The sequence below is a fragment of the Pseudomonas fluorescens genome, from assembly GCF_902497875.1.
Classification (GTDB): domain Bacteria; phylum Pseudomonadota; class Gammaproteobacteria; order Pseudomonadales; family Pseudomonadaceae; genus Aquipseudomonas; species Aquipseudomonas fluorescens_BR.
The window spans coordinates 109,708-125,366 of record NZ_CABVHY010000023.1 but is presented as its reverse complement, the minus strand read 5'-3'; the positions used below and the strand labels follow the sequence as shown (position 1 = coordinate 125,366).

Genomic DNA, 15,659 nt, shown 5'->3' with positions numbered 1-15,659 from the left:
CATAGCCTTGGTGACGTTGAAGGCGTCGAGTGCATCCTTGCCCTGAAGGGTGGCGGTGGCCTGCTTCAGGATTTGCTCAACTTCGACCTTCAGCTCACTGGTGGCCTTGGCCACATCGCGCCGATCCTCGGCGTCCTGCAGCGCGTTGACCGCCGCGGTGACCTTGGCGCGCGCGCCAGCCCCGGTCTTGAGCAGCTCTTCCTCGATCCGCTGCTGAATCGTGATCGCGCGAATGTTATCGGCGCCCGACAGATAGGCCTCGGCCATTTCGTTGGCCGCCGCGGTCGAGATCCCAGACTTGGCCAGCAGATCGTCCAGGGCCTTCGCCTGGTTCTTCAGTGCGGTTGCCGCAGCGTTGGCCGCCTTGTCGACATTTTTGTTCGCTTCCGTCGTGGCGTTGAGCTGGGCGATGGCTGCATCGGCGCGCTGAGTGGGGGTCGCCGCCGGGACCGCCGGAACCGCCGGGGCGAGACCGCCGTTCGTGAGCAAACCGTAGCCCGACAGCGCTGACTGCGGGGTAGCAGCGCCCAGGGCCACGCGGGTGGCCGCCACCACCGCGAAGTTGGCGGCCTGTTCGATGGCGGTGATCTGCCGCCGCGCGCTGTTTTCGGCGGCGGTGGCCGTGTCGGCGTAGGCCTTGCTTTGTGTGGCGGCGGCTTGAGTCGTGGCCGCCTCGGCCGTGTAGAGCGCCACCAACTGCAGTTTGAGGCTGGCCTGCTGGACCTTGTCGCCGTCCTTGATCGCGGCCTGGTACTTTTTCAGCGCATCCGTTTGCTCGGCGATCAATTTCGCCTGGGCCACTTGCGCGGGCGTGGCGCCCATCTTGGCCGCCGTATAGGCCGTCTCGGCCGCCGTGTTCGCGCCGAGCAGATCGCGGGTTTTGGTCAACTGCTCGACGTACTTGTCCCACGACGCTTTGACGGCGTCGGTCTGGCCTGAGTCTTTTTGAGCGACTTTCAGTTTTTCGGTGCTGGAAGTCACAGCAACGGTTGCGCCGCTGACCGCGCCTAGAATTTTGCCAAGATCTCCTGCCTTTTTAGAGGTCTCTTCGTAGGCGCTGGAAGACTCGGACAGCTTCTTGATTTTGTCATCGGTGAGGCCTGCATCTTTTTTGGCCCACTCAGTGACGCTATCCAGGGTGCGCTGGCCTTTTCGCACCTCCTCGATCATTTCCTTGAACTTGGCCCGGTATTCATTGGCGTCATAGCCAATCTGCAAAAAAGCTTCGGCACCATCTGCGGAATACTTATTGAGCGCTGCGTTGGCCGACTCGGTGGCTTTAATTTGCTCCTCTGCCCACGTGATGGACTGATAGCGGCGCTGAGCTGCACCAAGCTCATCAAACTTCTTGATCGACTCATCTACTGTCGAATTTTGGTCTATCAGGGCGGCGGTCGCGCTGTCGGCACTGTCGCCGAAGTCAATGAAGGACGCGGCCACCAGGCCGGTCATCGCGATCAAGCCCACCGGGCCACTCAGCAGGGCCAGCAAGCCGCGGCTGGCCGTGGAGAGCACCAGGGCGGCCTTGGCGCCCGCGCTCGCCGCGCCAGCGGCCCGATCAGACGCCACCATGGCGGCGTTGGTCGCCGCGGTGGTTTCCGCCAGCACCCCGCGGGCGGCGGTCTGCGCGCCCAGGGCGGCGGTGATCGAGGCGGAGGTCGCCACGGTCGTCGCGGCCAACGACACTTCGGCGGCCTGCACCAGTTTGATCGCCCCGGCTTCGGCGATGCGAAGTTCGGCGATGCGCGCAATGGACAGGCCACGGCCCTGATCGGTGATCTGCGATTTAAGGCGCTGCCCCTCCAGTTCGCGCTCCGCCGTTAGCGTGGTCTGAACCAGCTTAAGATTGCCCAGCTCGGACGCTTGGCGCACCCGGTCAGAAGCGACCTTGCCTTGAGCGGCCGCCAGCTCCAAGGCTGCACGCTCGACCAAGCCCTTGGCTTCCAGTTGCCGGGTCTGGGCGGTGAGCAACGATTGCCGGGCCAGCGCCGCTTCGGCCGTCAGCGCCTCCAGGCTGGCCTTGGTCGACAGCGCTAAGGCGCCCGCTTGCACAATAGAGGCATCGGCGGCCTGCAAAAACGAGACCACCAGCTTCGCGGAGCCCAGCGCGAGCGCGGCCGCCCCCACATACGCCACACTCTCCAAGGCGCTGCCGACGTTGTGCATGGTTTCCGCGAAGGCATCGCCATCCGCCGTGAGGGCGTCCATGGCCCGGGAGGCGGAGGTCAGCGCCGCGGAGATCCGGACGCTCATGCCGCCGAGCTTATCGCCCTCGCCGATCAGCTTGGTGAACGAGCTTTGCACCCGGGTCAGGCCGGTGCCGATGGTGTCCTGCATCTTGCCGAACAACGCATCCACCGCGCCCTGTTGCGCTTGCAGGGCCTGCACCACCGATTCCGCGGTCAGCTGACCCTCAGCACCCAGGGCGCGCAGCGCACCCACCGAGACGCCCATGCCTTTGGCGATGGCCTGACTGAGCGCGGGCGCTTGCTCCATGATCGAGTTCAGTTCTTCGCCGCGCAGCGTGCCCGAGGCGAAGGCCTGGCCGAGCTGCACCAGCGCCGCGCTCGACGACGCGGCCGAAGCCCCGCTGATCACCATCGTTTTGCTGATGGTCTCGACGATGCTGGCCACCCCCTTACCGCTCAGCTTGAGCGCGTCTTGGTTTTGCGCGATGCGCTGATACAGCTCCGCGGTGGCACTCAGCGGCTGGCCGGCTTTCTGCGCAATGCTGAACACCGCGTTTTGCGCGGCGGTGAACTCGGCGCTGTTCGAGGTGACCAGTTTCAGCCGGTTGGCAATTTGCGTGTAGACCTCGGCCTGGTGGATCAAGGCGCCGATCCCGGCACCGCCAATCCCCAGGGACAGGGCGCCCGCGAGCAGGCCCCCTGCTCGTTGCGCGCTGAGCCCCACGCGATCAAACGCGGCATCCACCTGCGCCAACTGCCGGTCAATACGTCCGGAAACCTGCGCCACCGACGAGTCGGCACGCGCCAGCTCTTGGCGCATCTGCGCGGTAGTGGCTTCGAGACGGATCAGCAGCCCCTGGACTTCTTGACCTGACATGTGATTCTCCCGGCAAAAAAAAACCGGCCACGGGGCCGGTTGGGGAACGTAAAAAAACCCGCACGGGGCGGGCTCATTTCAGAGGATGGGGGTTCCGCCAGGCCGGTGGCGCGGGCGCTCTGGACGGACCCTCAGGACTCCTTACGCGAGCGCATCTGATCCTTGATCCGTTGGCGTTTCTCTTCTGGGGTTTCATGCGCCGGCGGCCCCGTCGGGGCAGGCGGCTGGCCAGTGGGGTTGGTCGCCCGCAGAAATTCGACCCGCGCCTCCCAGGCCATGAGGATCTGCGGCACCGGCGTCTCCCAGGCATCCCGAGGCGACCAATAGAGGCTGCCGGTGGCGATGCAGAACAGCTCATCCACATAGCTACCGTTGCCGGGACGGCTTACTTTTTTCCTTTGGCCGCGCCCGTTTCAGCCACCTTTTCCAGCTCTTCCTCGGTCTTGGCCGCCGGATTCAGCAGCGCCACGACGAAGGTAATCAGCGGCACGGTCACTTCACCCACGCCCTGCTCGTAGATGGCTTCTTCGAGCGCCTCGACCTCTTTGGGCTTCAAGGTCAGGTTGGCGCCGGCGATGATCACCTTGGCCGCCGCGGTCAGGCTGAACTTCTGCAGCTCGGCCAAGGCCGGGTTGATGCCGCCAAAAAAGCGCTCGATGCTGCGCACCGCCTTCAGGTTGAAATTCAGGGTGTGGATCTCGCTGCCAACTTCAACATCAACGGTGCCGTGGTCAGTCTTGGACATGGTTCGGTATTCCTTGAAAAAAAAGAGGGGGATCAGGCGCTGCGCCTGTTGAAGCGAAAGCCTTACGGCGCGACCGGGGCCAGCTCTTCGTAAATGGCGGAGTTGATCGCCAGATTGACCGACGCCTTGCGGATCGAATCAGCGGTGCCGATCTGTTTGCGGAAACTCAGCACCTGGACCAGATAGAAGTCCGACGAGCCGTCGCCGTAATCCATTTGGACGGCGTAGTTCGAGTCGCTGCGCAGCGCCGCTTTCACGGCCGCCTGGCCCGCATCGCTCGGGTCTTCACCCAGGGTGACGCTCTGGGAGCCGGCATCGAAGGTGCCTTTGACTTTGCGCTTGCGGCGGTTGGCCAGCGCGGTGAAATCGGCAGTGCTCACCTCGTCGCCAATTTCGCCGGCGTCTTCAACTTCGCCGACCTCGACGTAGGTGAGCGCCTTCAAGGCCAGGATGGCAGCGGCAATACCAGCCGCATCCTCGCCATAACTGACGTTATGTGCCGGGCCGATCAGAAGCGTGACGCCGGCGGATGTTTTGATAGTCATGGTTGCCCTCCAGGGCGCGGGTGGTTTTCAAGCAATAAAAAACCCGCTCAATGGCGGGTGCTGGTGGTGCGCGGCGGAATCAGTGTTGGGTGATGATTCGAAGCGTGACGCTGCCCATGTAGGTGACACCGTCCGGCTCGCGGTGGGTGCCGGTGTGCACAACACGGACTGAAACAGCTGTACCGGTGCTTAGCGGGAGCGGAATCTCGTCCAGGGCAGCAGCGATCTCGCTGTTGATGCGCTTCACTTCGGCCTGGCCTTTGTAGTTGGACCAGACGCTCAGATAGAACAGGCGGTTTTCGCGCTTCTTGCCGGACACTGGAGTGGTGTTATCGACCGCTTCATAATCCAGCGTGACGTACGGATACATGGTGCCTGCGGGCACCGCATCGAACACCGGGACCGTCAGGCTCGCTGACAGCTTGTCGAACAGCGCCTTTTGCAGCGCCAAGCCTGGGTCACTCATTTGGCCTCCGCGGCCTTGCTCAAGGTTGAAGCGATCGTCTTCGTGATCAGGTCGACGATCTGGTCGCGGTTCATGTCGTACGACGGACGAAGCCACGGATGTGCCGGACGGGCCGGTATGGCTGTATCGCCCATGGTGTAACCCTTGGTCCCGTACTCGCTGAACCTGGTGTAGAAGTAGCGGCTGTTGTCCTTTTTCCCTCTGATCCCGATCTCTGCATCAAGACCGCTCTTCGATACAAAAGCCGTCAGGGCTTCCGCCGAGTCACCTGTGTCGCGAGGGATTAAGTAAGTCTGGGTCTCAAGCACCAGGTTGGCGGCCTGAACCATTGCAGGCCGCAGGTCGCTTTCGACCTGATTGCCAATTCGCCGCAGCAAACCGCGCAACTTGAAATCCCCTTGTACGCTCGATCGTCTGGTCATCGCTACGCCTCCTGGGCTTTTACGAGAGAACACAGCAGCCGGAGCATGGAGTTCTCGTTGTTGGGCAACGCGGCCTCAACCAGATAGCGATCCGCCCCGTGGACAATGCGCACCCCGACAATCAAATCAGCTGCAGGACGAACGCGAATTTCGGTGGTGACCAGGGCAGTGACCTGCTGAGCGACGACTGCGGTACGGCCGGTCGGCATGGTGATTTCCGCCCAGACCTTGCGCAGCTCGACCCACGCCTCTCCTGTACTGCCGCCATAGCCGTCTGGAGATGACTGGAAAGCCTGAATCGCACACTGGTGTCGCAGTGATCCAGCTCTCATCACACCCCCAATTGCACCCGGTACGGGCTCAGCAAAGCGCGCGATCCGAGCGTCAGGTCAGTTGCACTGACTCCGACAATCACATCTTCGCGGTTGGCATACAGGCTGCCCAGAATCAGCAGACAGGCCGCGATGATCGATTTTTCGATGACCATCGGTTCATCGCCTGCCGAGCCATCCAGTACAGCGGCGGCCAAGCCGTTAGCATCGGCGTAAAACTGCCGCTGAATGAACTGGGCCGCCGAGTTTTCAGCAGCATCCAGCAGAAGCTGGACGTGCTCACGATCAGCCTCTTCTGCCCGGCAATGCCGCATGGCCACCTCGATATCGATCACCGACATGTCACTTGTCCTTTTTCTTGACCAGGCCAACTGCCTTGCCAGCCGCCAGCGAGGCGCTTGTCAGTGCTTCAGTGGCCGATCCCGCCTCGTTTTCCAGTGTCACCGTCGGCTCATCGTCAGAGGTGTCCAGCTCGGCGTAACCCTTTTGGATCAACTCACGCCCGTGCTGCTCGATGGTTTCGAACGATCGACCCTCGGTCAGCGTCTGCCCGGCCAGGTAGAGCGGCTTTAGAGTTTTCAGTTTCATGCTGCCTCCAATGGGCCGCCAGATCGACGGCCCTCAACCGAGTTAAGGCGCAGGTACGGCGAAGGTGCCGTAGATGAACGCTTCAGGACGCTTCACCGCCAGCGCCAGGCGCTCTTCGCAGCGGATCGAGATCATGTTTTTCTCGAAGTCGTCGACGTTTTCGGTCGAAATGACCACGTTGGCCTCTTCACGATCGAAGATCTGCGCGCCAGCCTGGAAAGCACCGGTGAGGAACTTGCCCAGGAATGCAGCCAGCTCGGTAGCAACGACCGGCAAGCCCCACAGGGTTGGGCCAGCCAGACTCAGTGGATTACCGATGATGTAGCGACCCAAGGTGTCTTTGGTCAGCTCGATCTTGGCCCAGTCAGTGAAGTGCAGGACATGACCACTGGCGGGCAATCGAGCCAGTTGCGCTTGCAGCATGGCCAAACGCAACTGATCGATCTGCGTCATGCCTTCCGGCTCGAACGCTGGATCGTAAACGGACGCCTGCGGAACGATGCCAGGCAGGTGTACGCCAGTACCGTCACCGAAAAGGATTTCACCCTCTTCTGCGTATTTCAGGCCGTAACGCATTTCCACGTCGACGGTGGACTGCAGCTGCGCGAAGTCGTCGAGGATCTGCTTGGCCGCCTTGAACATGTGCGCAATGGTGGTCACCGGGGTGATTTTGGTGTTGAACTGAATGTCGCTGTAAGGCTTGGCAGTGTTCTCGGCGACAACGCGGGCGGCGTTGGTAAAGCCAGTCTGTTGCACCCAGAAGATTGCAGGGGCACCGGTTCGGCCAGGCGCAATCAGGTCGCGAATGAACAGGCGCTGCTTTGGCTGCACGTCGATGCCGGGCAGGCGCTGTGGCTCAACTACGCCGGTTGCGACGCCAGTAGACAGCAGAGCGGCATTCACCGGGATGTTGATGCGCTTGCCGCCTTCGACGCTGGCAGCGAACGCTTTCAGTGCCTCGCTTTTCACCACCGTCCCACCCAGGCCGTCGCGGGCCTGTGCAGTGGCTTGCGATGGCAGGCGAGCGAACTCCTGTTCGATTTCGCCCAGCTGCGACTTCAGCTGCTTTTCAGCCTCGGTCAGCGAGTTGAATTTCAACGCCAGCTCATCGACGACGGCCTTGGTTTCCGCGGACAAGGTGCCCGCTTTTCTGGCTTCACCCAGTGCGGCCTCAGCCTTCTGGCTGAACTCGCTGGTCGCCTTGGCCAGTTCGGCGGAGACGTTCTTGAGCAGTTCGGTTGTATCGGTCATGGGTCAAACTCCAGGTACAGTTGAGGCTGCCGACTTGAACGAGGCAAGGGCCTTTTCGAGATCAGCAATGGCGTCGGCCGGAAGGGCCTTTGGTTCGGTAGCGCTCGGCGTACCAGAGCCGGCAGCGCTGGGCGTGCCGGTTTTGAGTTCTTGGATCATTGCCCGGCGCTCAGCGCGAGGCATGCCCTGCTTGGCCAGGATCACGTCCAGGCGGTGGGCCGCAATTTGCTGTGGCGTTGATGCCTTGGCACCCTCCTTGGCTTCGGCGCTATCCAGCAGACCATCGGCGAAACCCTGCTCGACGGCATCAGTGCCGCCGATCCAGCTTTCAGCATCCATCAGCTTTTGCATGGCTTCGACATTGTCGCCAGTGCGCGCGGCGTAGATGTCAGCCATTGCCTTGTCAAACGGCTCAAGGCTGTCGGCCATCTCACGAAGACCCAGCCGATTTGCCGCGATGCCGACCCAGCAGTTGTGGATCATCAGGAACGCGCCGAGTCCCATTCGGATCTCATCGCCAGCCATCGCAATGACGGACGCGGCCGAGGCGGCAATACCCAGAATCTTGACGGTCACCTTGCCCTTGTATTCGCGCAGGATGTTGTAGATCGCCAGGCCTTCAAACATGTCGCCGCCTGGCGAGTTGATGTTGACGGTGACATCTGCGCCGTTGAGGGATCGCAAAATCCCGCTGACCCGCTTGGCGGTCACCCCTTCTCCAGTCCAGTAGTCGTAGCCGACGGCATCGAACATCGAGATGGTGTTCTCTTCTTCGGTCGCGGCGCGAATGTCCGGGTTCCAACGCTCAAGCGCCATCGGCAAGAGGTCCGATGAAGCGCTCGCGCACGGGCGACCCGCCGGCGCCGCCGGCAGTGTTCTGATCGTCATGGTTACTCCGTGGGCTCAGTGATGCTGAGGCGCGATATAGAGATAAGGGCGTGGGCCATGGTCGGCGCGTCTGGGTCGCCACCATCGAGCGCTGCACAGATATCGCTCAGCAGCTCCCGCGTGGCCTCCCGGTCACCGTCCTTGTGCGCGGTAAGCGCCTTGGACATGAAGCGGTTAAACTTGGCGGAAATGTCCGCCCCCTGCTCGAGGCTTTCCAGCGCCACCATGGCCGCCTGGACGGTGAAAATGTCCCCGCCCGGGATCGGCGGCAGATTTTCCAGCCGGCGAACCTCGTTGCGACTCATCCAGCCATTCATCAGCGCCGTGTTGTACCAAGCACCACGGCCAGCACTGTCGGCACGCAACAAGCCCTCAACGGAGAACTCGGCGAAGAATTCATCGGCATCTGCATCGCCAATCAGGCAGCGCGTGATTTCCTGCTCGATATTCACCAGCAGCGGCCGCAGGCTGTTGGTCAGGAAGTGCAGGTTTTGCGCCTCGACACTGGCCGCCCAGCTGCTCTGCTTGTCCATGTGCCCGACCATGAACGGTGGTACGCGAAACCAGCGGCAGATTTCTTCGACGTTGAACGCCCGGGTTTCCAGCATCTGCGCGGCTTCCGGGTTCATCGTGACGCTTTGGTACTTCAGGCCGGCTTCGAGCACCATGGTCTTGCCGGCGTTCTTCGAGCTGCTGAACGCCGCCAGGCTGGCCCGAAGTTGCTCGCGCTGTTTCGGGGTGAGCGTGCCAGAGCCCTGCGCAGCGCCGCCTTCAACAGTGAGAAAGCCAGAAGCCTGCAGGCCGTTGGCAAACACCTTCGCCGCGGCTTCCTCGGCCGACATCGCAGCGCCGATCACGTCACGCCCAGTCGTCACGGGCAACATTCCGCAGACACCATCGAGGCCGAAACCGCGAATGTGCATCAGGTTCTTTTCGGGAATGTCCCGCTCTGTCCCGTTATCGCTGTAGGTGTACTTCAGTCGGCCGTTGGCCAGGCGTTTGACCGTCATGCACTGAGGCATCAGTGGATCCAGCGCCACGATCCGCGAGCCGATGTATTTTTTCTCTATGAAGGCGTTTCCGCGAAGGCAGATACTCGCCACCACCATGAGCATGAAGCGTTGCGGGGTCATCTCCGCATTGGGCGTACGGCACAACACTCGGAAAAGCGGGTGATCCTTCGCAGATTCCCGCGATCCGTCGGGCATGCGGCGGTAAAGTTTCAGCGGCAGAGTCGAGACCGACTCGGACAACAGCCGGACGCAGGCCCAGACCGTCGAAAGCCGCACTGCGCCGTCGACGGTGACGTTTTTCCCGCTGGTGGAAGTACCAAACCATTCCTGCCAAAACGCTTCACTGGTGAGCCCAACAGGGACGCCGAGCCAGCTCTGGAGAGCGGAGCGAATCCGCCCCGGTTTCTTTTTGCTCGCCATCAGAGGCCCGCCATTATTGGGTTATCAAAGAAGTCGTCCACGTTGCCCCGCGCCATGGGGTTCAGCGACATTAGCGCCACGGCGTTGAAGAAGGCCATCAATGGGTCAATTTTCGCAGTGCCCGACGCCTGCTTGGTGATTAGGATCGAGTTACCGACCGGCACCACCTTGGCGTTGCCGCAGCACCAGGACATCATCGGCTGGCCACCGTGGACGATGCCGCCCTCGGCCAACTTGCGCTCGGCGGTCTTAATCGAACCGCCCAACTTCCAGCCCTGGGAAATGCCGATGACCATCTCTTTCGGGATTTCCGCCGCGATCAGCGCGTCGAGAATTCCACCCACACCGGCCGGGTCGACACCGATCATGTCCAGCAGCCCGGACACGTAGATCAGCGAAACCAGCTCAGCGACTTCCTCAACATCCTTGCCGATGTAATCCACCAGGATCAGATCGCCGTCTTTGGCGAAGTCGAGGAACCGGGGCGCTTCACTTTTGCGGCGCTCCAGCACGGTCGGGTGAGCCCATGCCCGCGTCCAGACCAGCCACTCGCGAGTTTTCGCGTCACGCCCCACAACCGCCATGCCGAGCAAGTCGTCGAGGCCGCCGCCGTCGATCCCGACGTCAATGACTTCGCACCGCTCGATCAGCAGCTCAAGCGACAGCCGCTTGATTTTCGCCTGGTTGATCCAGAACTCGGCACCGGCCCACCGGTTAGCCCGCAGGTTCATGCCGATTTCGACGTTCAAATGTTTGGCGAGAAACTTCCGCTGAGCGCCTGGCTCCTTCTGGGCTTCCTTGACCATCTGATCTTCCAGCCATTCACGGCTGACCGATCGCCCCATGTTCGGGTTGGTGACGTAGAAGTTTTCGGGCTTGAGGTACTCCTCGGTCTCAACCATTGCCGCCGGGAATTCATACAGAACCCCGAGCGACTTTTTGTCCTTGATCTTGCCGTCCCGCACGTCGCGGTAATAATCGACCTTTTCCTTGAACACACCCGCCGGCGGCTCATCGCTCTGGGTTGAAAGGAAAATAACGAACCCTTCATCCCGCGAGATCTGGCCGCCCGTGGCTTCCATGAGCATGGCATCGGCGTTGGGCCGCTTGCCGAACACCCAAAGCTCATCAACCAGGATCTTGCCGGACTTTTTGCCGGACACCGTGTCGGAGTCAGCCGCCACGACCTTGAGAGCAGCCTTGGTGGTCAGGTGCGTGATCGTCCGGATGTGATCCTGGACGTGCAGCATCTTTTCCAAAACCGGATTGGCCCGCACCATCGCGGCGGCGGGCTTGTAACTGTTCTGGGCGACCTCGATGGTCGGCGCCAGAATCAAAAGCTCTTCGTTGTCGCGCCAGTTGCGCACCAGGGCGGTGACCATGATCCCGGCGGCAATCGTCGATTTCGCGTTCTTCTTGCTGATCAGCAGGAAGTATTCCCGGATCATCTGCTTGCCGGTCTCGGCGTCGTATGCGCCGAAGATTGCGGCGACGAAATCGAACACCCACTGCTCGCAGCACTCCCCGAAGGTGGGCTGACCTGGCACGTCGACGACACGCAACGATTTGAACAGCTCGAGCGCGGCGTCGGCCTCTGATTTGAAAAGGGGCGGGAACGGAATCAAGGACTGGCGCGAAAGTATCCGCCGCTCCCAGTCAGGACAGGCTGTCGTCCACTCCATCTACTTCACCGACCGGAGCGGCGGCTTGCCCGTCCCGTACATCCCAGCGGCCGCCTTTTCCGCAGCCTCCAGCTTCTCTTCCTTTTTGCCGGTCTCGCCTTTGCGTTGGTGCAGATACGGCAGCAGCGCCTTGGCAGCGTCGATCTGTAGCTTTTCGTCAGCGGCTGAGTTCATTTTCTTGAGCAGGAACTGAACAGGGTCAGAGAATTTGAGCGCGCCGCCGCTGGAGGCATCCGAAAATTCCTCAGGCGCTATTTGCTGCTCGTTGGTCACAGGCTTGGCGGCCGACTTGCCTTTAACATTTTTGTTAATGGTGCCGGTGGCCAGTGCGGCCAAAACATGCGGATCTTTCGCGAGCCTCGATCCGGCAGCAGATGCGCTGGAAGCGCTGTAGCCAGCGGCAATCGCTGCTTCTTTATTGGACGCACCTCCCCTCAAAGCGTCGGCGAATGCGCGCTTTTTAGGTGTTAAAGCCATTAACAAAAAACCTCAAAAAGGGAAAAAAACTACGCGTGCGGTCCCAAGTGGTCTAGAGCAAGAAGGCTCCAGACTTTCGAGGCACCCCCCGCGAATCGATCTCATTTCAGATGGGAATATTTATCATTTCTGGCGGCTTCGGGCAGATGCCTAATTCAGCCGCCCTGCTCTTCCCGCTGCTTCACGGAGGAGTGGCAGTTGGTGCAAAGCGATTGCCAGTTGGTGCGGTCCCAGAACAGCGTCATGTCGCCACGGTGCGGCTCTTTGTGGTCGACTACATCAGCAGCAGTGACGCGACCAGCGCGTTCGCACAGGACGCACAGCGGATGGCTTCGCAGATGGCCAGCCCGCGCCTTCTGCCATGCGTACGTGTAGCCTCGCTGGCTGGATGACGTCTTGTCGGTGCGCCAAGACCCTGGCTGCATGATCGGCAGCTTGTTGTCTTGCGTGCCGACCCGATTACCTAAAGACTTCAATCGAGTCATGAGTCAGCCCTCCATTGGCTCGACGCGGATGTCACCCATCACAACGCTCTCGTCAATGTACTCAGTGCCAGGCAATACCCGCAGCGGTTGGTTGGCCATGACGGCAATACCCAGCTTGGTGTCGGCGTAAGTGACAACATCGCACTCAGCACCATCGATGAACACTCGGCGCGGACCTCGCCCATCAGCCATGGTATGGACGTGCTCCTGGCTGAAGTAGTCGGCCTCTGAGATGGCGCTACCCATGAGCAGTCACTCGCTTCAGCTGCTCAGCCAGCAGTGCGTCGAGGTGATTGACCATGCGGCCATATACAGCCATGGCAGCCAGTGTGTCGCCCGTGACATCAGGCAACAGGCTGGTTGCTTCTTCGCGCAGCATCCGCACCGTTGATTCAATGGCCTGTTCCAGCGGATCGAGACTAAAGCCGACGACTTCGCCCAGAGTGGCAGTGACAGTCTCAACTGCAGGTGCGCGGCAGGCAGGACGAAACATTAGCCGGTTGCCTATGTACTGATCGGGTACAAGCACGAGGTCACCGGTGTTGATCAAGCCTTCAAGCAGAATCATGGCCTGCCGGACCTCAACACTGAACTCCACAGCCTGGGCGGCGCTATTGCGTCGAACGACATGCTCGTTATCGGGTTGGCTCATTGCGCTCTCCGGACTGGCTGATGGGTTGCGAAAGGGTGGGCGATGGTTATTCATTAAGCTCACTCAACAGTTGCGCTCGGCCAGATGGCCCTTACGAATGCCAGGGCACCAGCGTGGTCGCTGTCTCCGGCATGATCATTGGGAATGACGGGTAGCCGGGGGGTTGAGACTGACCAGTTCTTTTTGGTCAGCCTCACCTTTGCTAAATGGATCAGCAGGCTTGGCAATCGTTGCTACTATTAATTAGCTCAAATGCGTACAACTAAAATAGAACTTCGCTCAACTTTGCTCAGAGAGGCGCAGATGCTCCCGAGATACGTGGTTGTGCCTGCGATCCCTATCGGGACCGGATCAGTTCGCTGCGGAAAGCGCAGTTCTTGGACGGCTGCGGTCAGCTTCAGTATCTACGACAATCGAGATAAGCAGCGCTTGCAGCCTACTTACCCCACCAAGGCAGAAGCGCAGGCAGAGTGCGAAAGGCGTAACGCGGTGCAAATACTAACTTCGGTCGGTTGGAGTAACTGCCCAATATCTGAGTGAAAGTTCGAGCCGCAGTCCGCGACACAATTTGCTGATTCACGAAACGTGTCGCGACCTAGATCTCGTCTGCCTTGCGTTCGGCCCAGCGCTTGGCCAGCTGACGTGCGTACTCGACACCGAGGATGCCCAGGAAGCCGGCGGTGGCGAATGACCAGGCAATGCTGAAGCCGAACTCCTTAACCGTCAGCCCGACCACCATCACGATCAGCGATCCAAGCAACGCTTCAATCAGCTGGCGAAAAGGCTTGGTCTCCTTGCCGTCGTACTGAATGCGGAGCCATGTCAGGGCGAAGGTCAGCCCCATGGCTAAGCCGTTCTCTCTCAGGGCGGTCAGCACCAACACCCAGAACGACGGGTCTTTTTCCGGCATGAGTTTCATCCGCTGTCCTCCCTTGCGGGGAGAGTAATAGGTTCGGCCCCCACAGCACTCCCGGCTTAGAGCGACGGGTGTGGCGGGGCCGAAAACGAAAAAGGCCCACCGATATGGCGAGCCCTTGAAATAGGTGTGAGGGTCTTTCCCCTCCTGTCCGTCAGCGCCACTCCAGAGTGATGGAGCAAGAGCACGCTAACTGCCGGTGTTTATCGCACCACCGTACTACCGGCTTATCGGTGTCCAGGCATTCCCGAGGGCCACCCTGGCTGTGGTCAACAACAAAAACGAAAAAGCCCCGCGCAATGCGAGGCTCTGAATGAGTGAGCGGTCAGCCCTGAAACGCATTGACTGCGGCATATCGCCGCAACAGATTAGACGAAAGTCGTACACCGTTCGTCGATGATGGCGCCATGCTATACGCACGCGACGCATGGACATAAGTATTATTCGCCCCGCATTTTCCCGCTCGCGCCGGGACCGCATTAATCGGTAGCTGAAGTCTCAACACGCACAAGTAAGGAATCATGGATGCCCTCTCTCGCTACAAACCGCTCAACGAAGCTAGGCCAGATCTATCTGTCATCGTCAGAGCACTGCGGTATTGAGCATTTCATTACGCAATACATTCAAACCAGAGATATTGAGTCCACTGACGGCGCTCGGCAGAGCTTGCTCGCAGCCCTAGAGGATTACCCCTGCGCTGTGCGCGTGGCGCTCTATGAATTGAATGCGTGGCTGGATAACCGCCTCGGATTGAGGGCCTTGCACCCGCAGTGCTTGCGCGTCTTCGATGAGCTGGATGATCAGAGACTCTGAGGGTTTTTGGTAATTGGTGCCGTCAAAAGGAATCGAACCCTTGACCCGCTACTTACAAGGCAGCCGCTCTGCCAACTGAGCTATGACGGCGAATTGGCGGAAGGCGAAGGAGTCGAACCCTTACCGTTTCCAGCAGCTCCGGGTTCAAACCGGATTGCCCACCTCTGAGCGCCACCTTCCAGAAACAAAAAACCCAGCGTTATGCTGGGCTTTAAATGCGTCACGGATCAGTACAAATCGCTGATCGCGGGCTGTGTGCCCGGCTAACCGGTTTCTACCCGATTAGCGTTGGACTTCGCATGTGTCGCTCAATCGACGCTGAACGGCTGGACAAATACAGAAAGCCGTTTTTGCCCTTCTGCGTACATGTATTCGTAAAAAGGAGTGAAGTCGCTCTTGGCGGTGAAATAGCTTTTTTCCGAGTCCACTAAGTGGATCATGAAGTTCTCAGCGGCGTACTTGAGACGGCACCGAAATTTCAGAGTGTTTGGCGGAAAAGACCGGTCTGCTCGATCCAAAATCAGGTTCAATGTGAATACAAGCTCGTTGGATTCCCGCTCCGTTTCGTGCCCAGACTTACCAGAAAAATTTAATTTCCCTCCAAACCAAATGCGAGGTTCTCCAGAGAGGCCCACCTTCTCGTCAGCGGCAACGCCGAGGTAATCAGCAAATCCCGTCCGAACTGTTTCGCGGGCTGTATCAAGCTTTTCCCAGTAGGCGTCTTCGGCATCGCGCAGCGAAATATATTGCTTTTGAATTTCATCAAACTTCGACATCGAACCGCTTCCATTTTTGCGAAAGTGGCAGATTGCCATAGCATGAGAAAAACAAAAAGCCCGACACAATGGCCGGGCTTTCTTTGTCTGGTGGTCATCCTGTGATGCACCAAACCGCAGGT

Annotated in this window: 19 protein-coding genes and 1 tRNA gene; all 20 read right to left on the bottom strand. The window is 60.1% G+C overall.

The genetic code is table 11. The annotated features are described in order from the left end of the window. A partial coding sequence (locus F8N85_RS22460) for a tape measure protein (protein ID WP_150805703.1) occupies window positions 1–3,066 on the bottom strand: 3,066 nt, incomplete at its 3' end. A 131-nt stretch (window positions 3,067–3,197) separates the two neighbouring features. Beyond that, window positions 3,198–3,428 carry a hypothetical protein gene (locus F8N85_RS22455; protein ID WP_150805702.1) on the bottom strand — a complete coding sequence of 77 codons (231 nt, stop codon included), beginning with the start codon at window positions 3,426–3,428 and terminating at the stop codon, window positions 3,198–3,200. Window positions 3,429–3,451: 23 nt separating this feature from the next. Then, window positions 3,452–3,811, bottom strand: coding sequence for a hypothetical protein (locus tag F8N85_RS22450; RefSeq protein ID WP_150805701.1), 360 nt, complete (start codon window positions 3,809–3,811; stop codon window positions 3,452–3,454). Window positions 3,812–3,873: 62 nt separating this feature from the next. Further along, window positions 3,874–4,356 (bottom strand): phage tail tube protein, encoded by a 483-nt coding sequence (locus tag F8N85_RS22445; protein ID WP_150805700.1) that lies wholly within the window; start codon window positions 4,354–4,356, stop codon window positions 3,874–3,876. Between the two features lie 79 nt (window positions 4,357–4,435). After that, window positions 4,436–4,822, bottom strand: a complete 387-nt coding sequence (locus F8N85_RS22440; protein ID WP_150805699.1) for a DUF3168 domain-containing protein — start codon at window positions 4,820–4,822, stop codon at window positions 4,436–4,438. Continuing rightward, window positions 4,819–5,244, bottom strand: coding sequence for an HK97-gp10 family putative phage morphogenesis protein (locus F8N85_RS22435; protein ID WP_150805698.1), 426 nt, complete (start codon window positions 5,242–5,244; stop codon window positions 4,819–4,821). The genes F8N85_RS22440 and F8N85_RS22435 overlap by 4 nt, the downstream gene beginning before the upstream one ends. Window positions 5,245–5,246: 2 nt before the next feature. Continuing rightward, entirely contained in the window at window positions 5,247–5,576 is a 330-nt protein-coding gene (locus tag F8N85_RS22430) for a head-tail adaptor protein (RefSeq protein WP_150805697.1), read from the bottom strand. Next, window positions 5,576–5,917, bottom strand: coding sequence for a head-tail connector protein (locus F8N85_RS22425; protein ID WP_150805696.1), 342 nt, complete (start codon window positions 5,915–5,917; stop codon window positions 5,576–5,578). The genes F8N85_RS22430 and F8N85_RS22425 overlap by 1 nt, the downstream gene beginning before the upstream one ends. A gap of 1 nt (window position 5,918) precedes the next feature. Continuing rightward, a complete protein-coding gene (locus F8N85_RS22420) occupies window positions 5,919–6,164 on the bottom strand; it encodes a hypothetical protein (RefSeq protein WP_150805695.1) in 246 nt (81 codons plus the stop codon). A gap of 42 nt (window positions 6,165–6,206) precedes the next feature. Next, the gene (locus tag F8N85_RS22415; RefSeq protein WP_150805694.1) at window positions 6,207–7,415 is read right to left on the bottom strand and encodes a phage major capsid protein; all 1,209 of its coding nucleotides are present in this window, start codon (window positions 7,413–7,415) and stop codon (window positions 6,207–6,209) included. A gap of 3 nt (window positions 7,416–7,418) precedes the next feature. After that, entirely contained in the window at window positions 7,419–8,303 is an 885-nt protein-coding gene (locus F8N85_RS22410) for a head maturation protease, ClpP-related (protein WP_150805693.1), read from the bottom strand. A gap of 2 nt (window positions 8,304–8,305) precedes the next feature. Further along, window positions 8,306–9,736 carry a phage portal protein gene (locus F8N85_RS22405; protein WP_150805692.1) on the bottom strand — a complete coding sequence of 477 codons (1,431 nt, stop codon included), beginning with the start codon at window positions 9,734–9,736 and terminating at the stop codon, window positions 8,306–8,308. Beyond that, a complete protein-coding gene (locus F8N85_RS22400) occupies window positions 9,736–11,418 on the bottom strand; it encodes a terminase large subunit (protein ID WP_150805691.1) in 1,683 nt (560 codons plus the stop codon). Before F8N85_RS22400 ends, F8N85_RS22405 begins: the two co-directional genes overlap by 1 nt. Further along, the gene (locus tag F8N85_RS22395) at window positions 11,419–11,895 is read right to left on the bottom strand and encodes a terminase small subunit (protein ID WP_150805690.1); all 477 of its coding nucleotides are present in this window, start codon (window positions 11,893–11,895) and stop codon (window positions 11,419–11,421) included. Window positions 11,896–12,050: 155 nt separating this feature from the next. Then, window positions 12,051–12,380, bottom strand: coding sequence for an HNH endonuclease (locus F8N85_RS22390; RefSeq protein ID WP_150805689.1), 330 nt, complete (start codon window positions 12,378–12,380; stop codon window positions 12,051–12,053). A 3-nt stretch (window positions 12,381–12,383) separates the two neighbouring features. Next, window positions 12,384–12,626, bottom strand: coding sequence for a hypothetical protein (locus tag F8N85_RS22385; protein WP_150805688.1), 243 nt, complete (start codon window positions 12,624–12,626; stop codon window positions 12,384–12,386). Beyond that, the gene (locus tag F8N85_RS22380; protein ID WP_150805687.1) at window positions 12,619–13,032 is read right to left on the bottom strand and encodes a hypothetical protein; all 414 of its coding nucleotides are present in this window, start codon (window positions 13,030–13,032) and stop codon (window positions 12,619–12,621) included. The genes F8N85_RS22385 and F8N85_RS22380 overlap by 8 nt, the downstream gene beginning before the upstream one ends. A 595-nt stretch (window positions 13,033–13,627) precedes the next feature. Next, a complete protein-coding gene (locus F8N85_RS22370; RefSeq protein ID WP_150805686.1) occupies window positions 13,628–13,951 on the bottom strand; it encodes a phage holin family protein in 324 nt (107 codons plus the stop codon). An 824-nt stretch (window positions 13,952–14,775) separates the two neighbouring features. Further along, a tRNA-Thr gene (locus F8N85_RS22360) sits at window positions 14,776–14,851 on the bottom strand. Window positions 14,852–15,069: 218 nt separating this feature from the next. Continuing rightward, on the bottom strand, window positions 15,070–15,537 hold the full coding sequence (locus F8N85_RS22355) for a hypothetical protein (RefSeq protein ID WP_150805684.1): 468 nt from the start codon (window positions 15,535–15,537) through the stop codon (window positions 15,070–15,072). Window positions 15,538–15,659: the final 122 nt, after the last annotated feature.

Coding starts and splice junctions, on each gene's coding strand:
- F8N85_RS22450 (WP_150805701.1), bottom strand. CDS start 3,811: ATGTCCAAGACTGACCACGGCACCGTTGATGTTGAAGTTGGCAGCGAG.
- F8N85_RS22445 (WP_150805700.1), bottom strand. CDS start 4,356: ATGACTATCAAAACATCCGCCGGCGTCACGCTTCTGATCGGCCCGGCA.
- F8N85_RS22440 (WP_150805699.1), bottom strand. CDS start 4,822: ATGAGTGACCCAGGCTTGGCGCTGCAAAAGGCGCTGTTCGACAAGCTG.
- F8N85_RS22435 (WP_150805698.1), bottom strand. CDS start 5,244: ATGACCAGACGATCGAGCGTACAAGGGGATTTCAAGTTGCGCGGTTTG.
- F8N85_RS22430 (WP_150805697.1), bottom strand. CDS start 5,576: ATGAGAGCTGGATCACTGCGACACCAGTGTGCGATTCAGGCTTTCCAG.
- F8N85_RS22425 (WP_150805696.1), bottom strand. CDS start 5,917: ATGTCGGTGATCGATATCGAGGTGGCCATGCGGCATTGCCGGGCAGAA.
- F8N85_RS22420 (WP_150805695.1), bottom strand. CDS start 6,164: ATGAAACTGAAAACTCTAAAGCCGCTCTACCTGGCCGGGCAGACGCTG.
- F8N85_RS22415 (WP_150805694.1), bottom strand. CDS start 7,415: ATGACCGATACAACCGAACTGCTCAAGAACGTCTCCGCCGAACTGGCC.
- F8N85_RS22410 (WP_150805693.1), bottom strand. CDS start 8,303: ATGACGATCAGAACACTGCCGGCGGCGCCGGCGGGTCGCCCGTGCGCG.
- F8N85_RS22405 (WP_150805692.1), bottom strand. CDS start 9,736: ATGGCGAGCAAAAAGAAACCGGGGCGGATTCGCTCCGCTCTCCAGAGC.
- F8N85_RS22400 (WP_150805691.1), bottom strand. CDS start 11,418: ATGGAGTGGACGACAGCCTGTCCTGACTGGGAGCGGCGGATACTTTCG.
- F8N85_RS22395 (WP_150805690.1), bottom strand. CDS start 11,895: ATGGCTTTAACACCTAAAAAGCGCGCATTCGCCGACGCTTTGAGGGGA.
- F8N85_RS22390 (WP_150805689.1), bottom strand. CDS start 12,380: ATGACTCGATTGAAGTCTTTAGGTAATCGGGTCGGCACGCAAGACAAC.
- F8N85_RS22385 (WP_150805688.1), bottom strand. CDS start 12,626: ATGGGTAGCGCCATCTCAGAGGCCGACTACTTCAGCCAGGAGCACGTC.
- F8N85_RS22380 (WP_150805687.1), bottom strand. CDS start 13,032: ATGAGCCAACCCGATAACGAGCATGTCGTTCGACGCAATAGCGCCGCC.
- F8N85_RS22370 (WP_150805686.1), bottom strand. CDS start 13,951: ATGAAACTCATGCCGGAAAAAGACCCGTCGTTCTGGGTGTTGGTGCTG.
- F8N85_RS22355 (WP_150805684.1), bottom strand. CDS start 15,537: ATGTCGAAGTTTGATGAAATTCAAAAGCAATATATTTCGCTGCGCGAT.